We start from the raw sequence: 20,361 nt of genomic DNA on the forward strand, positions 1-20,361 counted from the left end.
TTCTTTTTTGGTCGTGTGGCAACCCATGTTACCCAAAATACCTATTTTTAGGCTTAGACTAATTAACCTTAAAAATGAAAAATATCCATCTTCTCTTGGGCATGGTCCTATGCTCATCGATTGCTTTTGCACAAAACAGAAAAATACCTGTTGACACTACGGTGACCACGCAACATTCCGTTACCATAAACGGTGTCAATATTAGCTATACGGCCACAACGGGAACACAACCTGTTTGGGATGAAATGGGCGAGCCCATAGCGGCACTCCATTATACGTATTACACCCGGAACAATGTAAAGGATAGGGCCAGCCGTCCCCTTTTGATCTCCTTCAACGGTGGTCCAGGCTCCGGTTCGGTTTGGATGCACTTGGCCTATACCGGTCCCAGAATCCTTAAGATCGATGATGAAGGATACCCTGTTCAACCTTATGGGGTAAAGGAAAACCCATTCTCCGTTTTGGACGTTACCGATATCGTATATGTAAACCCTGCCAATACCGGGTATTCCAGGACCATTCCTGAAACGGGTGAGAAAGTAGATCGTGAAAGATTTTTCGGCATCAATGCCGACACGGCCTATTTGGCCGAATGGTTGAATACCTTCGTGACACGTAACAATCGATGGCGATCACCCAAATATATTGTTGGGGAAAGCTATGGAGGAACCCGGGTGATGGGACTTTCCTTAGCGCTTCAAAATCAACAATGGATGTACCTCAATGGGGTAATTATGGTATCTCCCGCAGACTATCGTGTGTTCCGTACCGAAGATCCCGTTTCCAGTGCCCTGAACTTACCTTATTTCGCCGCCACCGCTTGGCACCATAAGGCTTTACCATCTGCTTTGCAAGGCAAAGATCTTTTGGAGGTCTTGCCCGAAGTGGAAGACTATACCCTAAATACCTTATTGCCTGCCATTGCCAAAGGGGGTTTTATTGCTGATGCCGAAAAAACGGCCGTGGCCAAAAAGATGGCCTATTATACGGGGCTTAAAGAACAGGATATCCTAGATCACAATCTCGATGTGCCTACACAGTTTTTCTGGAAAGCCCTGATGAAGGAAAGAGGTGCGTATACGGTGGGTCGCTTGGATAGTAGATACCTTGGTATAGACAAGCAGGTTTTTGGTGATAGTCCGGATTATTCGCCAGAATTGACTTCTTGGTTGCATAGTTTCACTCCTGCCATCAACTACTATCTACAAGAAGAATTAAATTTTAAAACAGATATCAAATACAATATGTTCGGCCCCGTTCATCCATGGAACAACGACGATGACGACGTACGCGATAATCTACGTCAGGCCATGGCCCAAAACCCTTATTTGAACGTATTGGTACAATCTGGGTATTATGATGGGGCCTGCACCTATTTTGCCGCAAAGTATAGCATGTCGCAAGTAGACCCTAGTGGCCGCATGAAGGATAGGTTTGAATTCAAAGGCTATCGTTCCGGGCATATGATGTACCTAAGACGGGAAGATCTAAAAAAGGCCAACGATGATATCCGAGCCTTCATTGTACGGACGCAGGCCAATGGAAAGAGTGCCAAGTATTAGGGTGTAAATCATAAAAAAACATTCGAAGCGGTAAAGTCGACATTAAGTTGATTTTATCGCTTTTTTGTAACAAAAATCTGTAACTTACTACCAATAGGTATACTACAATACTATGGGTGGCGGTGGTTACATGTTGGATGCGGTAAAGTCTTTTAAGGCCAACCGGGATTTACTGAAGAAACGCAAGTTGAAAAGTAAAGGGGATGTGTATGGTTCTGAAGTAAAGACCCAATTGAACTTGAAGAAGTCCACTCCATTGGATATGCTCCGCATTCGAAGAAAAATAGCCCAGGGGAAAAGAAAGGAAAAAAATGCAACCTTCCTTGCCATCTTTATCATGATTTCGATGGGTATAGTGATCTATTACCTGTTCTTCTGATTTTGGAATATGATTATTTGCTTATTTTTAGCAAAACCTGTCATAGATGTACAAAATCAAAATCCAATTCATCCTTTTAGTCTTAATAATGTCGCTCCCCATAGCTGTTCAGGCCCAGGATTGGCCTAATCTTCAAAAGTTTCAGGAAGCCAATGCCGAAGTACTAAAGACCAAAAATTTGGAAAGCCGCGTAGTTTTTATGGGAAATTCCATTACCGAAGGCTGGTCCAGTGCCAATCCAGAATTCTTTACTGATAATCCATACATCAATCGGGGAATCAGTGGGCAGACCACTCCCCAAATGCTGCTTCGGTTTCAACAAGATGTCATTGATCTGCACCCCAAAGCGGTGGTTATTCTGGCGGGAACCAACGATATTGCCGGTAATACGGGTCCCATGACTTTGGAACAAATTAGGGACAATATCCTCTCCATGGTACAATTGGCCAAGGCCAATGGAATCCACTCCATTGTCTGCTCCGTACTTCCTGCCTATGATTATCCGTGGCGACCTGGATTACAGCCCAATATCAAGATTCCTAAACTCAACCAACTCCTAAAAGAAATGGTCACTGAGCAAAATGTAACCTATCTGGATTATTTTTCAACAATGGCCGATGAACGAAACGGACTTCCCAAAGCCTACACCACGGATGAAGTCCATGTCACCAAGGAAGGTTATGCCGTGATGGAAAAGTTGGTCAATAAAGCGATTACTCAAGTAATCCAAAATGAAAACTAGGCTCTTTGTTTTCTTTTCCATTTGTTCGCTGACCATTTTTGGTCAAGCCAAAATAACCGTAAGTCCTGCTATGGATGTCCTTAAGGAGTTTAACAAGGTTAGGGACTTTACCATGGATGCAAGTGGTACCGAGGCCTATTTTACCGTTCAATCCCAAACTGAAGAGGTTTCCGTGATTTCCATCTCTTCAAAAACTGAAAATGGATGGGATTCTCCCCAGATTGCATCCTTTTCAGGAACATATAAGGATATGGAACCCTTCATGTCACCTGATGGTCTTCGGCTTTATTTTGTGTCGAACCGCCCGTTGCATGACTCCATTTCCAAAACCAAAGATTATGATATTTGGTATGTAGAGCGAAAGGGTCCTGACCAGAAATGGTCCAACCCTATAAATCTTGGAGCACCGATAAATACGGAGCATAACGAGTTTTATCCTGCAATAGCGTCCAACGGGAATCTATATTACACCGGTGACCGTCCAGACTCCAAAGGTGAGGATGATATTTTTTTCAGCGCATTTCAAAATGGGGAATATAGTGAGCCTATTTCGCTGGACGAGAATATCAATTCCAAGGGATTCGAATACAATGGGTACATCTCCAAGGATGACTCTTATTTGATTTTTGGGGGATATGCGCGTGAGGATGGTCAAGGAAGCGGCGATCTGTACATTAGTTTTAAAAATGAAGGGCAATGGGCCAAAGCCCAACCCCTTCCCCAACCCATTAACTCGCCTTATATGGACTACTGCCCCTATGTGGATGAAGTTAAAGGTGTGCTGTATTTTACGAGCCGGCGCACCCAAAACCCGGAAGGAACATTGGAAACCATGGGGCAACTTATACAATTTCTGAATTCCTACGAAAATGGAAACAGCAGGTTGTATAAGGCCAATATAGACGATGCCCTATTACGACCATAGCCACAGAATTCCTATCCATTTATATAACCGTGTACGCCAAACACACAAAAACTTTGGGGATATACTGCTCTTCTGTACACCATAGGTGATCTTTTGTATCTTTGATCATACAATTATTTTCTGGTGGAACTAGTTGGCAACAAGGAAACTACAATTGCAGTATTGCCCTTTCAGATTATTGGGGTGAAAAATGACATGAGCCCTATCATAAAAGGGTTCACGGAAGATCTTATCATTAACTTTTCCAAATTTGTGGGATTATCGGTCATTTCCCAATACTCCACTTTGGGTATTTCAGATATTTCCGATACCGAATCCATTGCCCAATTAGGCGCTGATTATATCATTACAGGTAGTTTTAGACCTTCAAATGATGGATACCGAATTGGGGTGCAACTAATACGGACCCGGGACAATAGAGTGGTCTTTGCCGGGAATCATATTGAGACCCTTGAGACCCTGCTGAATGCCGAAGACACTATTACCCAACAGATGGTCAGTGTGTTACAGCAACAGATAGAACACGATCTGCTCTCCTACTCCTACAAAAAAGAATCTTTTGAGCTCGCTGCCTATGAAAATTGGCTTTTGGGCATCAAGGAACTAAAAAAAGGAACCGTTGAAAGCGACCTTACCGCTAGGGAATATTTTGAGGCCGCTTTGCAAATAGACCCTCTGTTCGCCAGAGCCTATACCGGAATATCCCTTTCCTATTTCAATGAATGGAGTTGCCAGTTATGGGACCGTTGGGAAGTAAGTCATAAAGGGGCGCATGATTATGCCCTTAAGGCCATTGACTTGGATGAAAATGATTATGTGTCTCTGGCCGTTTTGGGAAGAACCTTTCTGTATTTGGGGGATTACGACAAGTCCGAACACCTTTTGAGAAAGTCATTGCGGATGAATCCGAATGATGCGGACAACCTGATCTTGATTTCCAATTGTTTTGTTTGGCTGGGCCATTTGAAGGAAGCCGAGGAACTTTATCTCAGGGCACGTAACCTAAACCCATTACAACCCGAAGCCTATCTGCCCATTGGCATGTTGGTTTATTTTGAAAAGGGAGATTATAAAAAAGCCATAGAGTTGGGTGAAAAAGTGGCCATACTTTCCATTTGGACCGATTTCCCGGCGTACTTGTCCGCTGCATATTATCACCTTTCCATGTATGACAAGATGAAGGTCTATTGGAAAAAGTATTTGGAACTTCACAAACAAAACATCAACAAAGGAAAGGAGCCTACCGACCAAGAGGCGGTGGAATGGCAAAAAGTGGTGAATCCGTATAAGGTCAAAAATAATTTGGAACCTTTCTGGGAATACATTTCGGGAGCTTCCTCCAAAATTAATGCAACATCTTTTCCAAAATCAGAAACCGGCTCTACCATAAAAGGAAGTTTCTTGGACAATGGTGAATTTTGGGAACTCCACTACTTAAACCAGTCAGCAACCCTAAAAGATTCCAAGGGACTCCACGATATTGCCAAATTATTGGAACAGCCCGAAGAACAGGTCCACTGTGCCGAATTGATGGGTGTGGTGTTGGAGACCAGAGGAACTTCACTGATCGATGAGCAGGCCATGAAAGAGTACAAAACCAAGCTTCGGTCCCTAAAAATCCAAATTTGCGATGCCGAAGAAATGGGGTTGTACCAAAAGGCAGATGAACTAAAAGGGGATTACGATGCCTTGGTAGAACACTTGTCCCAAGTAACCGGACTCTCCAATTCCATTCGAAAAACAGGGTCCTCCATAGAAAAGGCAAGAGCGGCCGTAACTTGGCGTGTTCGGAGTTCCATCAAGAAAATTGAAAAGGTACACCCTCAATTGGCCAAGCATTTGACCAACTCCATCAAGACGGGCACCTGTTGTAGTTACGAGCCGGAAACGCCGCATGAGTGGACCACTTAATGGCCCTTACGACACTTTCCTTACAATGTAAGGCGGAAACTTTTGCCTATTAGGGTGAACAACACATTAAAACTAGACAAGATGTTTGAAATCATTAAAAGTTTACCCAATCCATGGGAAGTGCTCATAGACCCGATTTCTTTGATCGTATTGGGCATGTACGGCGTATTGATGCTTTGGGAGGCCTTATTTCCAGCCAGGGAACTGCCCAAAGTAAAGAACTGGAAACTACGGGGGCTGGCATCCTTCGGCGTATTTTTTTACTTATCCACCTATTTTCCCTTGGTATGGGATACCTATTTGGTGGATTACCAACTATTTGACCTTACCGCTTTGGGGGCCGGTTGGGGAGCGTTTGTTGCGGTCATGATCTATGAATTTGGACTGTACATTTGGCACTATGCCATGCACAAGAATGATACCTTATGGAAGATTTTCCATCAGATGCATCACAGTGCAGAACGCATGGATAGTTATGGTGCCTTTTATTTTAGCCCGATGGACATGATTGGGTTTACCCTATTGGGAAGCCTATGCTTGGTGGTCGTGGCAGGGTTTACCCCGGAAGCGGCAACCTTGTTCATTCTGATTACTACCTTTTTGGCCATATTTCAACATGCCAATATTACCACACCAACGTGGATAGGCTATATCATTCAAAGGCCGGAAGCCCATACCATTCACCATGCTAAAGGGATACACGCCTATAACTATTCGGACATCTCCCTATTTGATATCATTTTTGGAACCTTCAACAATCCAAAAGGATATAAGCACGAAACGGGATTTTACAACGGGGCCTCCAAACGAATTTGGGAAATGCTGACGTTTAAGGACGTTTCAGAGAAAGCGTAACCTTCTGAATATATCGCCACAGGCAATTGCATCTCATGTTGATTTCCTGTGGTGATACTCTTATTGCTGCTACCGAAGCCGCATATGACACAATCAAAAAATAATCATATGTCCTGCACCCGTCCAAATTCATGGCATGGTAAAAATTATACCCATCATTCCCAACTCAGTGATGAGGAATTTGTGGAAGCTTTTGAAAAAGCCAGTTTGCACCCAAAGCTGTTCAACCATGAGGCCCATATTCGATTGGCATGGGTGTATCTTCAAAAGTACGGGGAAGAGAAGGCTGTGGAGAAGACTTGCGCGGGTATAGCGCATTTTGATGCTATATATGGCAATGGGGATAAATTTCACGCTACCATAACCGTTGCAGCCGTGAAGGCGGTACATCATTTCAACAAAAAATCAAAATCCACCAACTTTTTCGATTTTATGGAAGCGTTTCCACGATTGAAAACTGCTTTCAAAGAATTGCTTGAGCAACATTACACCCCTGAAGTGTTGACCCATGAAAAGGCAAAAACGGATTATATTCCTCCAGATTTGCTTCCTTTTGATTGATGCCGTGCATTTGCCTCTGGAATTTAGTTTCTTTGCAGTATGCAAAATCCCAAGGTAAGCATTGTGATACCCTTTAAGGATACCGCACATTTTCTTCCTGAATGTCTGGATAGCATACGGGCACAGACCTATCCCCATTGGGAAATCCTTGCCGTAAACGACCATTCCAGTGACGATAGCCTTGAACTTTTGAATTCCTATGGACAAAAAGACTCCAGGGTAAAAGTATTCAACAATTCAGGAAAAGGCATCATTCCGGCTTTGCAGACCGCCTATGCCCAAAGTACTGGCGATTTTGTAACCCGAATGGATTCGGATGATATTATGAAACCCCATCGTTTGGAGGTCATGGTGCAATCTCTTTTGGAATCGGGAAAAGGTTATGTGGCCGTTGGGCAGGTCCGTTATTTCTCTGAACGTGGTATCAGCAATGGCTATGAACGCTATGAAGCTTGGCTGAACCAATTGACGTCCACGGGTTCCAATTACAGTGAAATCTATAAGGAATGTGTCATTCCCTCTCCCTGTTGGATGACCTATCGGGAAGATTTTGAGACCAGCGGTGCATTTCGCCCTCTCCGATATCCAGAGGATTATGACCTTACTTTTCGTTTTTATGAAAACGATTTGAAAATCATTCCTTGCCATGAAGTACTCCATTTATGGCGCGATTATGATACCAGGACTTCCCGTACCCATGAGCACTATGCCCAAAACTATTTTTTGGACATCAAACTCCATTATTTTCTAAAATTGGATTATCAGTCCAACCGCCCATTGGTCATATGGGGTGCCGGATTCAAGGGAAAAACCATTGCCAAAACCCTTTTGGAACGGCATATTGACTTTACATGGTTGTGCGATAACCCAAAAAAAATCGGAAAAAAAATCTATGGGAAAGTATTGGTCCATTTTAAGATGCTTAAAGCGTTGGAACAACCCCAAAGTATTGTTACCGTAGCCAACGAGGAAGCACAACGGGAAATCACAGCATATTTTTCCAATATGGGCCTAAACCCCATGGAGGATTATTATTTCTTTTGTTAAGCAACTCCCCTAACCTTCAATCACATTTACCACTCCCTTAACATTGAAATTTATGGGGCTGCACTATTTTAATCCCTATATTTGTCCAATCAAAGTTGGGAATGCAGTTTAAACATCCAGAAATCCTTTGGGCCCTTTTTCTCCTCAGTATTCCCATTCTAATCCATTTATTTCAGTTAAGACGGTTTAGAAAAACACCCTTTACCAATGTGGCCATGCTACAAAAGGTGGTCTCTGAATCGCGAAAGAGCAATACCCTAAAAAAATGGTTGTTGCTTATAACCCGTTTATTCTTATTGGCCGCCTTGATCATAGCCTTTGCCCAACCCTTTTCTTCCACAGTTACGGCATTACAGCAAAAGGAAACTGTGGTCTATTTGGACAATTCCTTTAGTATGCAGGCCAAGAACAATGGTCTTTCGCTGATGGAAAAGGCCATTCAAGATCTTATCAAAAACATGGATGCAGAGACTGTTTTTAGTTTGTTCACCAATGAAAACACTTTTAGGGATGTTTCTGTAAAGGATATTCAAAACCAGCTATTGTCACTTCCTTATACGGATAGGCAATTGAACCTTGAAGATATCCAGTTGAAGGCCAATACCTTGTTTTCCAACTCCAACGCCACCATAAAAAATTTGATCGTCATCTCCGATTTTCAGCAACGTATGGCGGCTGGACAAATCCCATCGGATTCCACCGTCCATTCCTATTACGTACCGATCAGACCACAGGACCGCACCAATGTTTCCATAGATTCCATATACCTTGAGGATGATTTTTCAGATCAGACCCGACTCCATATTCTCTTGAGTGGCGGTTCCGATGGGCAAAACTTGCCCATTTCGCTCTATAATGGCTCGTCCCTGATTGCAAAAACTGCCGCCAAGTTCAACACTGCCCATACATCTGAAGTGATGTTCTCTATTCCCAGTGGACAAGAGATCAATGGGCGGATCATCATCACAGACAATGGTTTGGGCTACGACAACCAGTTCTATTTCAATATCAACACCAAGGAAAAAATAAAGGTGTTGGCCATAAGTGCTGGCACTGGTGATTATTTGGAACGCTTATTTCCCGAAGAAGATTTTGACCTGACCAAGGTAACTCTGGACCAATTGGACTATAGTACCGTCGAAGGACAAAATATGGTTATTCTTGATAATTTGAACACCATTCCCAATAGTTTGCAAAATGTGCTTGCCTCTTTTAAAGAGGATGGGGGTACATTGGTAGTGGCGCCTTCAGAAAATAGTGATCTCACTTCATACAATAGCCTGTTTTCCCAGCTTTCCAATATCCAATTTCTTGAAAAAGTAGATAATAGTGTGAACATCACCGCTATTTCATTTGGCCATCCTTTATACAAAAACGTGTTTGAAAAGGAAGTGGCCAATTTCCAGTATCCGAAGGTAGAGCAGTATTTCAGAATCCGTTCCAATTTACCACGGATACTGTCTTTGGATAACAATGAACCATTTTTATTGGGAAGTGATGGATGGTATTGCTTCACCGCATCCTTGGAACCGGAAAACACAAATTTTACGGCTTCCCCATTGATTGTTCCCACGTTTTACAACATGGCCACCTCCAGCTTGAAACTACCCCAGATTCAACATACTTTGGGCCAAGTGGAATCGGTTGACATATCCACCCAATTGACCAATGATGCCATTTTAAGCGTATCCAAAGGGGATGAGACCTTTATTCCACTACAACAGAGTCTCCCCAATAAAGTGAGACTTGTTTTTGAACAGAACCCTACCACCGATGGCATTTACACCATCACCCAAAATGGGCAGGCCTTAACGAACATAAGCTTTAATTATCCAAGATCCGAGAGCCAATTGGCCTATATGGATGTGGAAAGTTTGAACCAGACCGATACCCAAGAATCCATTGACTCACTTTTTACCTATTTGGAAGCTGAAAACAACATTGCCGCTTATTGGAAATGGTTTGTTATTTTAGCGTTGCTTTTGGCACTGGTAGAGGTAATCATCCAAAAAATAATCCCATGAACATTCTGCTGAAGTCCACAAAAATAGTGTGCCCCGAGAACAGGGAACTGCACTTGAAAAAACGCGACATCCTTATAAAAAAAGGCATCATCGAAAAGATTGCCGCATCCATTGATCCACCGTCCAATACCAAATTGGTTGACCTGAAAAATCTTCATGTCTCCTTGGGGTGGTTGGATACCGGGGTAAGTTTTGGGGAGCCTGGCCATGAGGAAAGGGAAACCATTTCCCACGGGCTTCATGTGGCCGGCAAAAGCGGTTTTACCGATATTGTACTGTATTCCAGCACCAGCCCCGTACCGGACACCAGTTCGGATGTGGTCTTTTTGAAGGAACGTGGACAAGGAAAAGCTACCAGCCTATATCCCTTGGGAACTTTGACCAAGAACTCGGAAGGAAACGATTTGGCCGAACTGTTCGACATGAAAAATGCCGGAGCCGTGGCCTACTACGATTTTAAACAACAGATCAGTAACCCCAATCTACTGAAAATAGCGCTGCAATACGCCCAGAATTTTGGTGGATTGGTCTTTTCCTTTCCACAAGAAGGTTCCATTAAAGGGATAGGTGTGGCCCATGAAGGAGTAGTTTCCACTACCTTGGGACTGAAGGGCATTCCGGCTTTGGCCGAAGAACTTCAGATTGCCCGTGACCTCTTTATCTTGGAATATACCGGCGGAAAACTACATATCCCAACGATTTCCACAGCAGAATCGGTAAAATTGATTGCCAATGCCAAGAAAAAAGGACTGGATGTAACCTGCAGTGTTGCGGTTCATAATCTAGTTTTCACGGATGAAAGTTTACAAGATTTTGATACCAACTACAAGGTATCCCCTCCCCTGAGGACACAAAAAGAAATCAAAGCGTTGATCAAAGGACTCAAGGATGGGACGATTGATTATATCACTACGGACCACATTCCCATGGATGTTGAGGAAAAACGGGTGGAATTTGACAATGCCGCCGATGGAACCCTGGGTCTGGAATCGGCTTTTGGGGCCCTGAACCCCTTATTTGGTGTGGAGGAAACTGTGGCGTTATTGACCAAAGGCCATGAGCGATTTGGTATACAATCCCCTTCCTTGGAAGAAGGCCAAAAAGCTTGCCTTACCTTGTTCGACCCAGAAACGGAATACACCTTTGGGATGGGAGACATTCTGTCCACTTCCAAAAACAGTATGTTCTTGGGAGCACCTTTGAAGGGTAAGGTATACGGTATCATCAACAACAGTCATATTTTAATCTGATATTTTGAACGAAACCAAATCCGGTAAGACCACTGCAGTAATAGCCTACATCACCTTGGTGGGTTTTTTGATTGCCATGAGTAGGAACATGGAACCCCGAAATACGTTTGCGCGCTTTCATATTAGACAGGCCTTTGGTATGCATTTGGTGTTCCACGCCATGGCCATCGTGCTTTCCTTCAGCCAGATTGTTTTTCTGACCCTCCCGCTTTATGGATTATATATTGTAGGACTCATATACGGAATCACCCAAGCCTCATCCGGAAAGAGCAATCCCCTGCCTATTCTTGGGGAGCATTTTCAAAAATGGTTTACCTTTATTTCCTAAAACAATACCATGTCCCCCACCCCATTGTCCCTGGAATATCTTATACGCCCATCATCTGTTGAATCTGGTAAAAAGCCCGCTATTTTTATGTTTCATGGGTATGGCAGCAATGAAGAAGATCTCTTTTCCTTTGCTTCTGAACTCCCCGAGGAACCTTTGGTGATTTCAGTAAGGGCACCCTACCACTTAGATCCTTTTGGATATGCCTGGTATGCCATCAATTTTGATGCGACCCATGGCAAATGGAATGATGTGGAACAAGCTTCGGAATCCCGTGAAAAAATCGTTGCGTTCATCGATGAGGCCATTGAAGCCTATGATATCGACCCAAAAAACATTACTCTTTTGGGATTTAGTCAAGGGAGTATCCTGAGCTATGCCGTGGCCTTATCCTATCCTGAGAAAGTGAAAAATGTAGTCGCTCTAAGCGGTTATATCGATGAAAAAATAATAAAGCAGGGGTATGTCAACAACGACTTTAACCATCTACACATCTATGCTTCCCACGGTCAGGTAGATCAGGTAATCCCCTTGGAATGGGCCCAAAGGACCCCGGATTTTTTAAAGGAACTTTCCATAGACATTACCTACGAAGAGTTCCCCATTGGGCATGGGGTTTCACAACAAAACTTTTATTCCTTCCGGAAGTGGTTGGTGGAGCACCTTTAATTGCTACGGGTGTACAACAAATGATCCAATAGGGTAAAGTCTACGCTCAGGTCGTCCTTAAGTTCATACTTGATGATGAGATCTCCCCAGTATTTCCCATCCGAGAAATCGGCCAAGATCCATTTATGATTCAATACCTTGATTTTATTGATTTTAAAATCACTTTCCATCCCTGCATAAGGAATCAGTGGATTGTCGCCGGATTTTTCATTGGTCTCCAAAAGCTTGTCCTCGATGTAGCGGGCAGGGTGTTCCAGGTTGAGATGATCATAATAGGCCAAGGCATCATCATTGTTTTCCAAGGAAAAGTACTGCATGTCCAATAACTTCAGCTGGGTTTTTTGAATGGAATCCTCAAGCTGCTCCACCTTGGCTTGCAACTCATTCACATCGGCAGTCATGGCTTTTTGTAGGTTATTGGCACTCACAAATTGATACAGGGCCAAAAGGGCTGCAAATACAAATAGATATAAAAAAAGCTTGTTCTTCATGGATTAAATCTTCAATTTCAAATTATCGTAGGCCAAATGTACGTTCTTGGGAAGTTTTTTTTCCACTTCCGCATGAAATCCCAACATATGGCTAATATGGGTCAAATAGGTTTTTTCCGCTCCTACTTCTTCGGCAAAGGCCAAGGCTTCCTCCAAGTTGAAATGGGAATGATGGGGCTCTTCCCGCAAGGCATTGACCACCAAAACCTTAACGCCTTTCATCTTGGCCATTTCATGGGCATCCACCCGTTTTACATCAGTCAGGTATACAAAATCTTTAAAACGGTAACCAAAAACCTGCAGTCGGTTATGGTACGCTTCTATGGGGATGACGTCCATGTCTTCCAATTGAATGGGGGTGTCCTTGTATACTTGGATTACTTGAACCGCGGGAGCACCGGGATATCGGTCTTCATCGGCAAAAATGTAGTCGAAACGTCTTTTCAAAGAAGCTATGACACGCTCATGGGCATAAATGGGAATATCGCCTTGCCGGAAGAAAAAAGGACGGATATCATCGATTCCTGCGGTATGGTCGGCATGTTCGTGGGTAAAAAAAATACCATCCAAACGATCTATGGGGTTGGTCAACATTTGCTGCCTAAAATCGGGGCCACAGTCTATTACATAATGGTAATCCCTCCAAGAAACCAAGACCGATACCCGCAATCGCTTGTCCTTGGGGTCCTGGCTTAGGCACACGGGGTGGTTACTGCCAATGACAGGTATTCCCTGTGAGGTTCCGGTGCCCAAAAAGGTGATGGTCATCACGTCGTCCATTAAAATCAAAATTATAACTTATTTATTTAATAGATTGAATGAAGAGTGTAACTTTGTGGTCAATAAAATACCGGATATGCCTACTGTACTCAGCAAAGAAGATGCTTTTGAAAACATCCCTTCGATAAAGGCAAAAACGCTGCGCATAAATCTTAACCCCAACATCTACGGAACCTTTGCCGAAATTGGTGCGGGGCAAGAAACCGCAAGACATTTTTTTAGGGCCGGTGGTGCGTCAGGGACCATTGCAAAGGCCATGAGTGCCTACGACAAATCCTTCAGTGATGCCATCTACGGGATTGAGGAAGACGGACGGTATGTGACCCAGTCCCGCTTGAAAAAGATGTTGGACCATGAGATGAAGCTGGTTGAGGAGCGTATCAGTAGGGATAACAACCCCAATTATTTGTTCTTTACCTATGCCAATACCGTGGCGACCATTGATTTTTCCAAACGCTACAAAGGCCATGGTTGGGTTGGTATCCGATTTCAATTGGATCCCGATCAAAAAGAATACGATGAGATTGTCCTGCACATTCGCTTTAAGCAGAATGAAGCCCGTTTGCAGCAGGAAACCCTAGGAATTTTGGGGGTAAATCTTATTTATGGGGCGTATTTTAAGTTCAACAAGCCCAAAAAACTTCTAAAATATCTTTACGATCATATCGACAAGGACACCGTTGAAATTGACATGGTCAATTTTACAGGTCCCAATTTCAAAGAAGTCGATAACCGATTGATGAGCTTGCAGTTGATCAAGAACGACATGACGGATGCCGTGATGTTTGGTCCTGATGGCAACAACCTGTTGCCTGCAGCTGCCCTCTATAAAAAGAACATCTTGGCCTTACGGGGAAGTTTTAGACCTGTGACCAAGGTGAATATGGACATGTTCCAGAAGTCTTACGATATTTTTATCCGGGAACAGACGGTTGACATGGACAACACTATTGTGGTCTTTGAGATAACCCTGTCCAATCTAAAGGCTGCTGGGGAAATTGACGAACAAGATTTCATGGACCGTGCAGAACTGTTGTGCTCGTTGGGCCATACGGTTCTCATTTCCAAATTCCAGGAATATTACAAGTTGGTGGAGTATTTCAACAACTACACCAAGGCCCGAATTGGTCTTACCATGGGTGTGAACAATTTGGTGGACGTTTTTGATGAAAAATACTATCGCCACTTAAGTGGTGGTATCTTGGAGGCCTTTGGAAAATTGTTCTTCAAGGATTTGAAAGTGTACCTCTACCCCATGAAAGATCCAGAAACCGGACAGATCATGACCAGCAACAATGTCAAGGTGCATCCGCGGATGAAGGAACTCTACAAGTTCTTCAAGTACAACGGTAAGGTAATGGACATTATTGACTATGATCCTGATGTAATGCACATTTTCTCCAGGGATGTTTTGAAGAAAATCATGAACGGAGAACCAGGTTGGGAAGATGAGCTTCCGGAAGGAATTGCTGAAATCATCAAGGAAAAACACCTGTTCTCCCAAAAGGAACTTAGCGAAGGAGAATCTCCGGAACAGAAAAAAGAAAAGGAAAAAGCATAATTCCCTGCTATAACAAACACCGATTCACTCTCCCTCCAGAATATTCAAAAGTTGAGCTATGAGGTAGAATTTGGATTGTTGGTATTTTATATTTTTGGAATTCTTCTTGGTTCCTGCACCTTTTGTCTTTTATCAGAAGTCTGACATCCGATATTTGAACCCGACAAATCTATCCTTCATCCAGCAATTGCGCCGCATGGTCCTTAGTCTTCACTTTCTCAATGACCTTTTCCACGACACCTTGCTCGTCAATGACAAAAGTGGTTCTATGGATACCATCAAAAGTCCGCCCCATGAATTTTTTGGGTCCCCATACGCCAAAGGTATTGATCACGGTATGATCCACATCGGCCAATAAGGGAAACGGAAATTTGTACTTATTCCTAAAATTGGCCTGCTTGCGCTCGGTATCGGCACTTACGCCCAAGAGTTCATAACCTTCATCGGTCAAGACCTTGTAATTGTCCCGTAAATTGCAGGCTTCCATGGTGCAACCTGGCGTACTGGCCTTCGGGTAGAAGAAGACCACCAGCTTTTTGCCTTTGTAGTCGCTCAGATTAATTGTGTTTCCATCTTGGTCTTTTGAAGAAAATTCAGGTACTTTATCCCCTACTTTTAACATGTTCATATGCGAATGGTCTTAATTTTATTGTTTAATATTTATATTTCAAAATTAAACAAAAATGACTAAACAGGAAAAAGTTGATTTCACTATCCAAACCTTGGATGAGCTCTACCCTACCATTCCCATTCCTCTGGACCATAAAGACCCTTATACGCTGTTGATTGCGGTATTGTTATCGGCCCAAAGCACGGATGTACGGGTCAACCAGATTACTCCACTGCTTTTTGAACGAGCCGATAATCCCTTTGATATGGTAAAACTTTCCGTGGACGAGATACGGGAGATCATAAAACCCGTGGGGCTTTCTCCCATGAAATCCAAGGGAATCCATGGGCTGTCCCAAATCCTGATTGAAAAATACAACGGTGAGGTACCCAGAAATATTGAACTTTTGGAAGAGTTGCCCAGTGTGGGGCATAAAACCGCCAGTGTAGTGGTTTCCCAGGCTTTTGGGATACCCGCTTTCCCTGTGGATACACACATTCACAGGCTGATGTTCCGTTGGGGCTTCAGTAACGGAAAAAATGTGGTCCAGACCGAAAGGGATGCCAAACGCCTGTTTCCAAAGGAAATATGGAACCGTTTGCATCTACAGGTTATCTGGTACGGAAGGGAATATTCACCGGCAAGAGGCTGGAATCTGGAAAAAGACATCATTACCAAGACCATTGGCAGAAAAACGGTTCTTGACGACTATTATAAAACAAAAAAGAGCCGCTGATCGCGGCTCTTTTTAATTCTCTTTTGAAGTACTTAGTTCAAGGTAACTTCAAATGCATGTTTTTTACAATCAACTACATGAATCGATTTGGAATAGCTAAGCAAAAAATCGATAGTCTTTTGGCTAGCTCTTACCGATGTAACGGCTTTTTGTTCTTCAGAGTAAATGTTTTCCATATTCTAGCATTAATGTTTCAAATAGATAACGCCGCTAGAATGGAAATATTGCAGGCTTCGATGTAATGCCCGATTAATTCGTTAAAACGATATTCTTACGATCTACGATTTTTCGAAGATTTATCAAGGCATATCGCATTCTTCCCAAGGCTGTGTTGATGCTCACCCCAGTGTTTTCGGAGATTTCCTTAAAACTCATATCCTTATAGATACGCATGATCAACACTTCTTTTTGATCTTCGGGCAATTCCTCGATCAAAAGGGTAAGATCACTGTCTATTTGATCTTTGATGAGTTGTTTCTCTGCATTGAGCTTCTCATCCTTGATCACGGAAAAGATGTTGAAGTCATCACTTCCCTCAAACTTGGGCATCCGTTTGTTCTTACGGAAATGGTCAATGATCAGGTTGTGGGCAATTCGCATTACCCAAGGCAAAAACTTGCCTTCTTCACTGTATTTACCCCTTTTCAAGGTCTTGATCACCTTGATAAAAGTGTCTTGGAAGATGTCCTCTGCAACATCCCTATCCAAAACTTTGGAGTAAATAAAACTGGAGATTCTTTGGTTGTGCCTGTTGATCAAGGTCTCAAGGGCCTTTTCGTCACCGGCAATATAGCTCTTTACTAAGATCGAGTCATTAATCTGTAGTTCCATACAAATTACTTTTTTTTGGTTAACATCTAGGGTCTCCCTTTTCCAAGGAAAGCCTTTAGGTATTTAGTTTATTGTAAAAAAGTAATTATCGCTGTATAGGCCTATCAGATTTTTAATTACATCCCAAATATAGAAAATTAGGTAGGTGACCTAAAAATCTATGTTGTGATTTGCCCGTTTTTATATGTTAACTGATACAATATACGTATTAAGTGGGGGGTATCGTATCTTTGGGGATCTAATTTTAACAGATGGCAACCCCTATAAACGTAGATCCCAAGCAGAATATTATCATTAAAGGTGCCAAACTGCACAATCTCAAGAATATCGATGTGGTCATCCCCCGAAATAAGCTGGTGGTAATCACGGGATTGTCCGGTTCGGGAAAGTCCAGCTTGGCCTTTGATACCCTCTATGCCGAGGGGCAACGCCGTTATGTGGAAAGCCTTTCTTCCTATGCCCGACAGTTTTTGGGGAAACTGGACAAACCCAAAGTAGACTATATAAAAGGTATAGCCCCTGCCATCGCCATTGAGCAAAAAGTGAACTCCACCAACCCAAGATCTACGGTGGGCACCACTACCGAAATCTACGATTACCTAAAACTATTGTATGCCCGTATCGGGAAGACCATATCCCCCATTTCTGGAAAAGAGGTGCAAAAGCATACGGTAACAGATGTCATCAACTATATAAAGTCATTGCAGGAAGGTGCCAAACTATTGTTATTGGCCCCAGTGACCATTAAGGAAGACCGCGACCCCGTAAAATCTCTGGAACTTTTTTCCAAGCAAGGCTACGCAAGGATAAAACACAACGGCAAGGTCATCCGAATAGATCAAGTACCCGAAGATATCGGGCGCACCTTTGATTTGGTGGTGGACCGTATCATTATAAAGGATGATGAGGATTTTTACAACCGTTTGGCCAATGCGGTGGACAATGCCTTCTTTGAAGGGAAGGGACAATGTGCCATTGAAAATTTGGAAAATGGGGAGGCCAAAATATTCAGCAACCAGTTTGAACTGGATGGACTAAAGTTTTTGGAACCCAATGTACACCTCTTTAGTTTTAACAATCCCTACGGAGCCTGCCCCAAATGCGAAGGGTATGGCGATGTCATTGGTATCGATGAAGACTTGGTCATCCCCAACACCGCACTTTCGGTGTATGAAAATGCCATTTTTCCATGGCGGGGCGAAAGTATGGGTTGGTACCGTGACCAATTGGTCAACTCGGCCTACAAATTTGACTTTCCCATCCATAAACCCTGGTTTGAACTATCCGAAGCCCAAAAACAAATGGTGTGGGAGGGCAACAAGCATTTCACGGGCCTCAACCAATTCTTTGAACAGCTTGAGGAGAAAAGCTATAAAATCCAGAACAGGGTCATGCTCTCCCGTTACCGGGGGAAGACAAAATGTTCTGTCTGTAAAGGAAAACGACTCAGGGCCGAGGCCAATTATGTGCAGATTGCCGGGAAATCCATTTCGGATATCATTGAACTTCCCATCAAACGGTTGATCCCCTTCTTTGAGGAACTACAACTTTCGGAGCACGACAGGACCATTGCCAATCGGTTGCTCAAGGAAATCACCACCCGTTTGGACTTTTTGCACAAGGTGGGATTGAGCTACCTCACCCTCAACCGAAAATCGAATACCCTCTCGGGCGGGGAAAGTCAGCGCATCAACCTGGCCACTTCGTTGGGTAGTAGCTTGGTGGGTTCCATGTATATTTTGGACGAGCCCAGCATTGGTCTGCACCCCAAGGACACCGAAAACCTGATAGAGGTGTTGTTATCCCTTCGGGATTTGGGCAATACCGTGATTGTGGTGGAACACGACGAGGACATCATGAAAGCCGCGGACGAGGTCATCGACATAGGTCCCGAGGCAGGTACCTTGGGTGGAGAGGTGGTGGCCACTGGAAGTTTGGAGGCCATTCTCAAGGCCCATTCCCTCACAGCGGACTACCTGAATGGCACCAAGGCCATTGAAGTACCCAAAGAGCGTCGCAATTCCAAAAGCTATATCCAAATCAAGGGGGCTCGGGAGAACAACCTTAAAAATATAGATGTCACCTTTCCTTTAAATATGTTGACAGTGGTCACGGGAGTTTCAGGAAGTGGCAAAAGTACCTTGGTCAAAAAAATACTCTATCCTTCTATATTAAAGGAAGTGGGGGGGTATGGCGAAAAAGCGGGCCAGTTTACTTCCATGGAAGGCAAATATGCCCATATCAAACATGTGGAATTTGTGGACCAAAACCCCATTGGGCGTTCGTCCCGTTCCAATCCGGTCACCTATATCAAGGCGTACGACGATATCCGAAACCTCTTTGCATCACAAAAACTGAGCAAGCTTCGGGGTTACCAAGCCAAGCATTTCTCCTTTAATGTGGACGGAGGCCGCTGCGAAAAATGCAAGGGTGAAGGCGAGATCACGGTGGAAATGCAGTTTATGGCCGATGTCCATCTGGAATGTGATGCCTGCGACGGCAAACGCTTTAAAAAGGAGATCTTGGAAGTACAGTTTGAAGGGAAGAACATTGACGACATCCTTAATCTCACCATTGATGATGCCGTGGCACACTTCAAGGCCCACCAGCAGGACAAAATTGTGACCAAGTTGCAGCCCCTACAAGATGTGGGGTTGGGCTACGTGACCTTGGGGCAGTCCTCCTCCACCCTATCCGGGGGTGAGGCACAGCGGATAAAACTCGCCTCCTTTTTGGTCAAGGGAAACACCAAGGAGAAAGCCTTGTTCATCTTTGATGAACCTACCACGGGATTGCATTTCCATGACATTAAAAAACTCTTGAAGTCCTTTGACGAACTCATTGCCAAGGGGCATTCCGTGATTGTGATCGAACACAATATTGAACTCATCAAATGTGCCGACTACCTGATAGACCTTGGTCCCGAAGGCGGGGAAAACGGGGGGCATCTGGTGGCCGAAGGCACACCCGAGGAAGTCGTCCAAAACCAAGCCTCCCATACTGCGGTCTATTTGCGTGAAAAGCTCTGATCCATTTACGTTTCCCTATTGCATGATCCTTTGGTAAAAGCCTAGGTCATGGCACCCCTCTTTTTCATAT

At 43.7% G+C, this 20,361-nt stretch carries 19 protein-coding genes; 15 read left to right on the forward strand and 4 right to left on the reverse strand.

Translation table 11 applies throughout. The features are described 5' to 3' along the window. The first annotated feature begins 74 nt into the window (after nt 1-74). The 12 genes from DN53_RS10995 to DN53_RS11050 all read left to right on the forward strand — a co-directional run bounded on the left by DN53_RS10995 (nt 75) and on the right by DN53_RS11050 (nt 12,253). Nucleotides 75-1,562: a S10 family peptidase gene (locus DN53_RS10995; protein ID WP_129654338.1), complete on the forward strand. Its 1,488-nt coding sequence runs from the start codon at nt 75-77 to the stop codon at nt 1,560-1,562. A 112-nt stretch (nt 1,563-1,674) separates the two neighbouring features. Continuing rightward, a complete protein-coding gene (locus tag DN53_RS11000) occupies nt 1,675-1,941 on the forward strand; it encodes a hypothetical protein (protein ID WP_129654339.1) in 267 nt (88 codons plus the stop codon). A 46-nt stretch (nt 1,942-1,987) separates the two neighbouring features. After that, nucleotides 1,988-2,683, forward strand: coding sequence for an SGNH/GDSL hydrolase family protein (locus DN53_RS11005; RefSeq protein ID WP_129654340.1), 696 nt, complete (start codon nt 1,988-1,990; stop codon nt 2,681-2,683). Next, on the forward strand, nt 2,673-3,608 hold the full coding sequence (locus DN53_RS11010) for a TolB-like translocation protein (RefSeq protein WP_129654341.1): 936 nt from the start codon (nt 2,673-2,675) through the stop codon (nt 3,606-3,608). Before DN53_RS11005 ends, DN53_RS11010 begins: the two co-directional genes overlap by 11 nt. Before the next feature lie 123 nt (nt 3,609-3,731). Continuing rightward, complete coding sequence (locus DN53_RS11015) at nt 3,732-5,519, forward strand: tetratricopeptide repeat protein (protein ID WP_129654342.1); 1,788 nt, start codon at nt 3,732-3,734, stop codon at nt 5,517-5,519. Between the two features lie 81 nt (nt 5,520-5,600). Then, nucleotides 5,601-6,374 carry a sterol desaturase family protein gene (locus DN53_RS11020; protein WP_207211114.1) on the forward strand — a complete coding sequence of 258 codons (774 nt, stop codon included), beginning with the start codon at nt 5,601-5,603 and terminating at the stop codon, nt 6,372-6,374. Nucleotides 6,375-6,482: 108 nt separating this feature from the next. After that, nucleotides 6,483-6,935, forward strand: coding sequence for a hypothetical protein (locus DN53_RS11025; protein WP_207211115.1), 453 nt, complete (start codon nt 6,483-6,485; stop codon nt 6,933-6,935). A 39-nt stretch (nt 6,936-6,974) separates the two neighbouring features. Beyond that, the gene (locus DN53_RS11030) at nt 6,975-7,982 is read left to right on the forward strand and encodes a glycosyltransferase family 2 protein (protein WP_129654343.1); all 1,008 of its coding nucleotides are present in this window, start codon (nt 6,975-6,977) and stop codon (nt 7,980-7,982) included. Between the two features lie 101 nt (nt 7,983-8,083). Beyond that, entirely contained in the window at nt 8,084-10,006 is a 1,923-nt protein-coding gene (locus DN53_RS11035) for a BatA domain-containing protein (RefSeq protein ID WP_242502121.1), read from the forward strand. Beyond that, nucleotides 10,003-11,256, forward strand: coding sequence for a dihydroorotase (locus tag DN53_RS11040; RefSeq protein WP_129654345.1), 1,254 nt, complete (start codon nt 10,003-10,005; stop codon nt 11,254-11,256). The genes DN53_RS11035 and DN53_RS11040 overlap by 4 nt, the downstream gene beginning before the upstream one ends. Before the next feature lie 4 nt (nt 11,257-11,260). Further along, entirely contained in the window at nt 11,261-11,584 is a 324-nt protein-coding gene (locus tag DN53_RS11045; protein WP_129654346.1) for a magnetosome magnetite crystal formation protein family, read from the forward strand. A 9-nt stretch (nt 11,585-11,593) separates the two neighbouring features. Beyond that, nucleotides 11,594-12,253 (forward strand): alpha/beta hydrolase, encoded by a 660-nt coding sequence (locus tag DN53_RS11050; RefSeq protein ID WP_129654347.1) that lies wholly within the window; start codon nt 11,594-11,596, stop codon nt 12,251-12,253. Here DN53_RS11050 and DN53_RS11055 read toward each other — a convergent pair. Both DN53_RS11055 and DN53_RS11060 read right to left on the reverse strand, forming a co-directional pair. Next, the gene (locus DN53_RS11055) at nt 12,250-12,744 is read right to left on the reverse strand and encodes a hydrolase (RefSeq protein WP_129654348.1); all 495 of its coding nucleotides are present in this window, start codon (nt 12,742-12,744) and stop codon (nt 12,250-12,252) included. The genes DN53_RS11050 and DN53_RS11055 overlap by 4 nt on opposite strands. 3 nt (nt 12,745-12,747) lie before the next feature. Next, the gene (locus tag DN53_RS11060) at nt 12,748-13,512 is read right to left on the reverse strand and encodes an MBL fold metallo-hydrolase (RefSeq protein ID WP_129654525.1); all 765 of its coding nucleotides are present in this window, start codon (nt 13,510-13,512) and stop codon (nt 12,748-12,750) included. Nucleotides 13,513-13,600: 88 nt separating this feature from the next. Between DN53_RS11060 and DN53_RS11065 the strand changes: the two genes are divergently transcribed. Continuing rightward, on the forward strand, nt 13,601-15,085 hold the full coding sequence (locus DN53_RS11065) for a TonB-dependent receptor (protein ID WP_129654349.1): 1,485 nt from the start codon (nt 13,601-13,603) through the stop codon (nt 15,083-15,085). 169 nt (nt 15,086-15,254) lie between these two features. Here the strand turns inward: DN53_RS11065 and bcp are convergent, their stop codons facing one another. Then, nucleotides 15,255-15,713, reverse strand: coding sequence for a thioredoxin-dependent thiol peroxidase (bcp, locus tag DN53_RS11070; RefSeq protein WP_129654350.1), 459 nt, complete (start codon nt 15,711-15,713; stop codon nt 15,255-15,257). 55 nt (nt 15,714-15,768) lie between these two features. Between bcp and DN53_RS11075 the strand changes: the two genes are divergently transcribed. After that, a complete protein-coding gene (locus DN53_RS11075; protein ID WP_129654351.1) occupies nt 15,769-16,431 on the forward strand; it encodes an endonuclease III domain-containing protein in 663 nt (220 codons plus the stop codon). 249 nt (nt 16,432-16,680) lie between these two features. Here the strand turns inward: DN53_RS11075 and DN53_RS11080 are convergent, their stop codons facing one another. Then, complete coding sequence (locus DN53_RS11080) at nt 16,681-17,262, reverse strand: RNA polymerase sigma factor (protein ID WP_116218873.1); 582 nt, start codon at nt 17,260-17,262, stop codon at nt 16,681-16,683. Between the two features lie 251 nt (nt 17,263-17,513). Between DN53_RS11080 and uvrA the strand changes: the two genes are divergently transcribed. Next, the gene (gene uvrA, locus DN53_RS11085; protein ID WP_129654352.1) at nt 17,514-20,291 is read left to right on the forward strand and encodes an excinuclease ABC subunit UvrA; all 2,778 of its coding nucleotides are present in this window, start codon (nt 17,514-17,516) and stop codon (nt 20,289-20,291) included. Nucleotides 20,292-20,361 lie beyond the last annotated feature (70 nt).

Origin of the sequence: Flagellimonas olearia (assembly GCF_004150225.1) — a bacterium.
In the GTDB taxonomy this organism is placed as follows: Bacteria; Bacteroidota; Bacteroidia; order Flavobacteriales; family Flavobacteriaceae; genus Flagellimonas; species Flagellimonas olearia.

Bases quoted from the DNA above. Each gene is read 5' to 3' on its own strand.
- DN53_RS10995 (WP_129654338.1), top strand. From the start codon at position 75: ATGAAAAATATCCATCTTCTCTTGGGCATGGTCCTATGCTCATCGATT.
- DN53_RS11000 (WP_129654339.1), top strand. From the start codon at position 1,675: ATGGGTGGCGGTGGTTACATGTTGGATGCGGTAAAGTCTTTTAAGGCC.
- DN53_RS11005 (WP_129654340.1), top strand. From the start codon at position 1,988: ATGTACAAAATCAAAATCCAATTCATCCTTTTAGTCTTAATAATGTCG.
- DN53_RS11010 (WP_129654341.1), top strand. From the start codon at position 2,673: ATGAAAACTAGGCTCTTTGTTTTCTTTTCCATTTGTTCGCTGACCATT.
- DN53_RS11020 (WP_207211114.1), top strand. From the start codon at position 5,601: ATGTTTGAAATCATTAAAAGTTTACCCAATCCATGGGAAGTGCTCATA.
- DN53_RS11025 (WP_207211115.1), top strand. From the start codon at position 6,483: ATGTCCTGCACCCGTCCAAATTCATGGCATGGTAAAAATTATACCCAT.
- DN53_RS11030 (WP_129654343.1), top strand. From the start codon at position 6,975: ATGCAAAATCCCAAGGTAAGCATTGTGATACCCTTTAAGGATACCGCA.
- DN53_RS11035 (WP_242502121.1), top strand. From the start codon at position 8,084: ATGCAGTTTAAACATCCAGAAATCCTTTGGGCCCTTTTTCTCCTCAGT.
- DN53_RS11040 (WP_129654345.1), top strand. From the start codon at position 10,003: ATGAACATTCTGCTGAAGTCCACAAAAATAGTGTGCCCCGAGAACAGG.
- DN53_RS11050 (WP_129654347.1), top strand. From the start codon at position 11,594: ATGTCCCCCACCCCATTGTCCCTGGAATATCTTATACGCCCATCATCT.
- DN53_RS11055 (WP_129654348.1), bottom strand. From the start codon at position 12,744: ATGAAGAACAAGCTTTTTTTATATCTATTTGTATTTGCAGCCCTTTTG.
- DN53_RS11060 (WP_129654525.1), bottom strand. From the start codon at position 13,512: ATGACCATCACCTTTTTGGGCACCGGAACCTCACAGGGAATACCTGTC.
- DN53_RS11065 (WP_129654349.1), top strand. From the start codon at position 13,601: ATGCCTACTGTACTCAGCAAAGAAGATGCTTTTGAAAACATCCCTTCG.
- bcp (WP_129654350.1), bottom strand. From the start codon at position 15,713: ATGAACATGTTAAAAGTAGGGGATAAAGTACCTGAATTTTCTTCAAAA.
- DN53_RS11075 (WP_129654351.1), top strand. From the start codon at position 15,769: ATGACTAAACAGGAAAAAGTTGATTTCACTATCCAAACCTTGGATGAG.
- DN53_RS11080 (WP_116218873.1), bottom strand. From the start codon at position 17,262: ATGGAACTACAGATTAATGACTCGATCTTAGTAAAGAGCTATATTGCC.
- uvrA (WP_129654352.1), top strand. From the start codon at position 17,514: ATGGCAACCCCTATAAACGTAGATCCCAAGCAGAATATTATCATTAAA.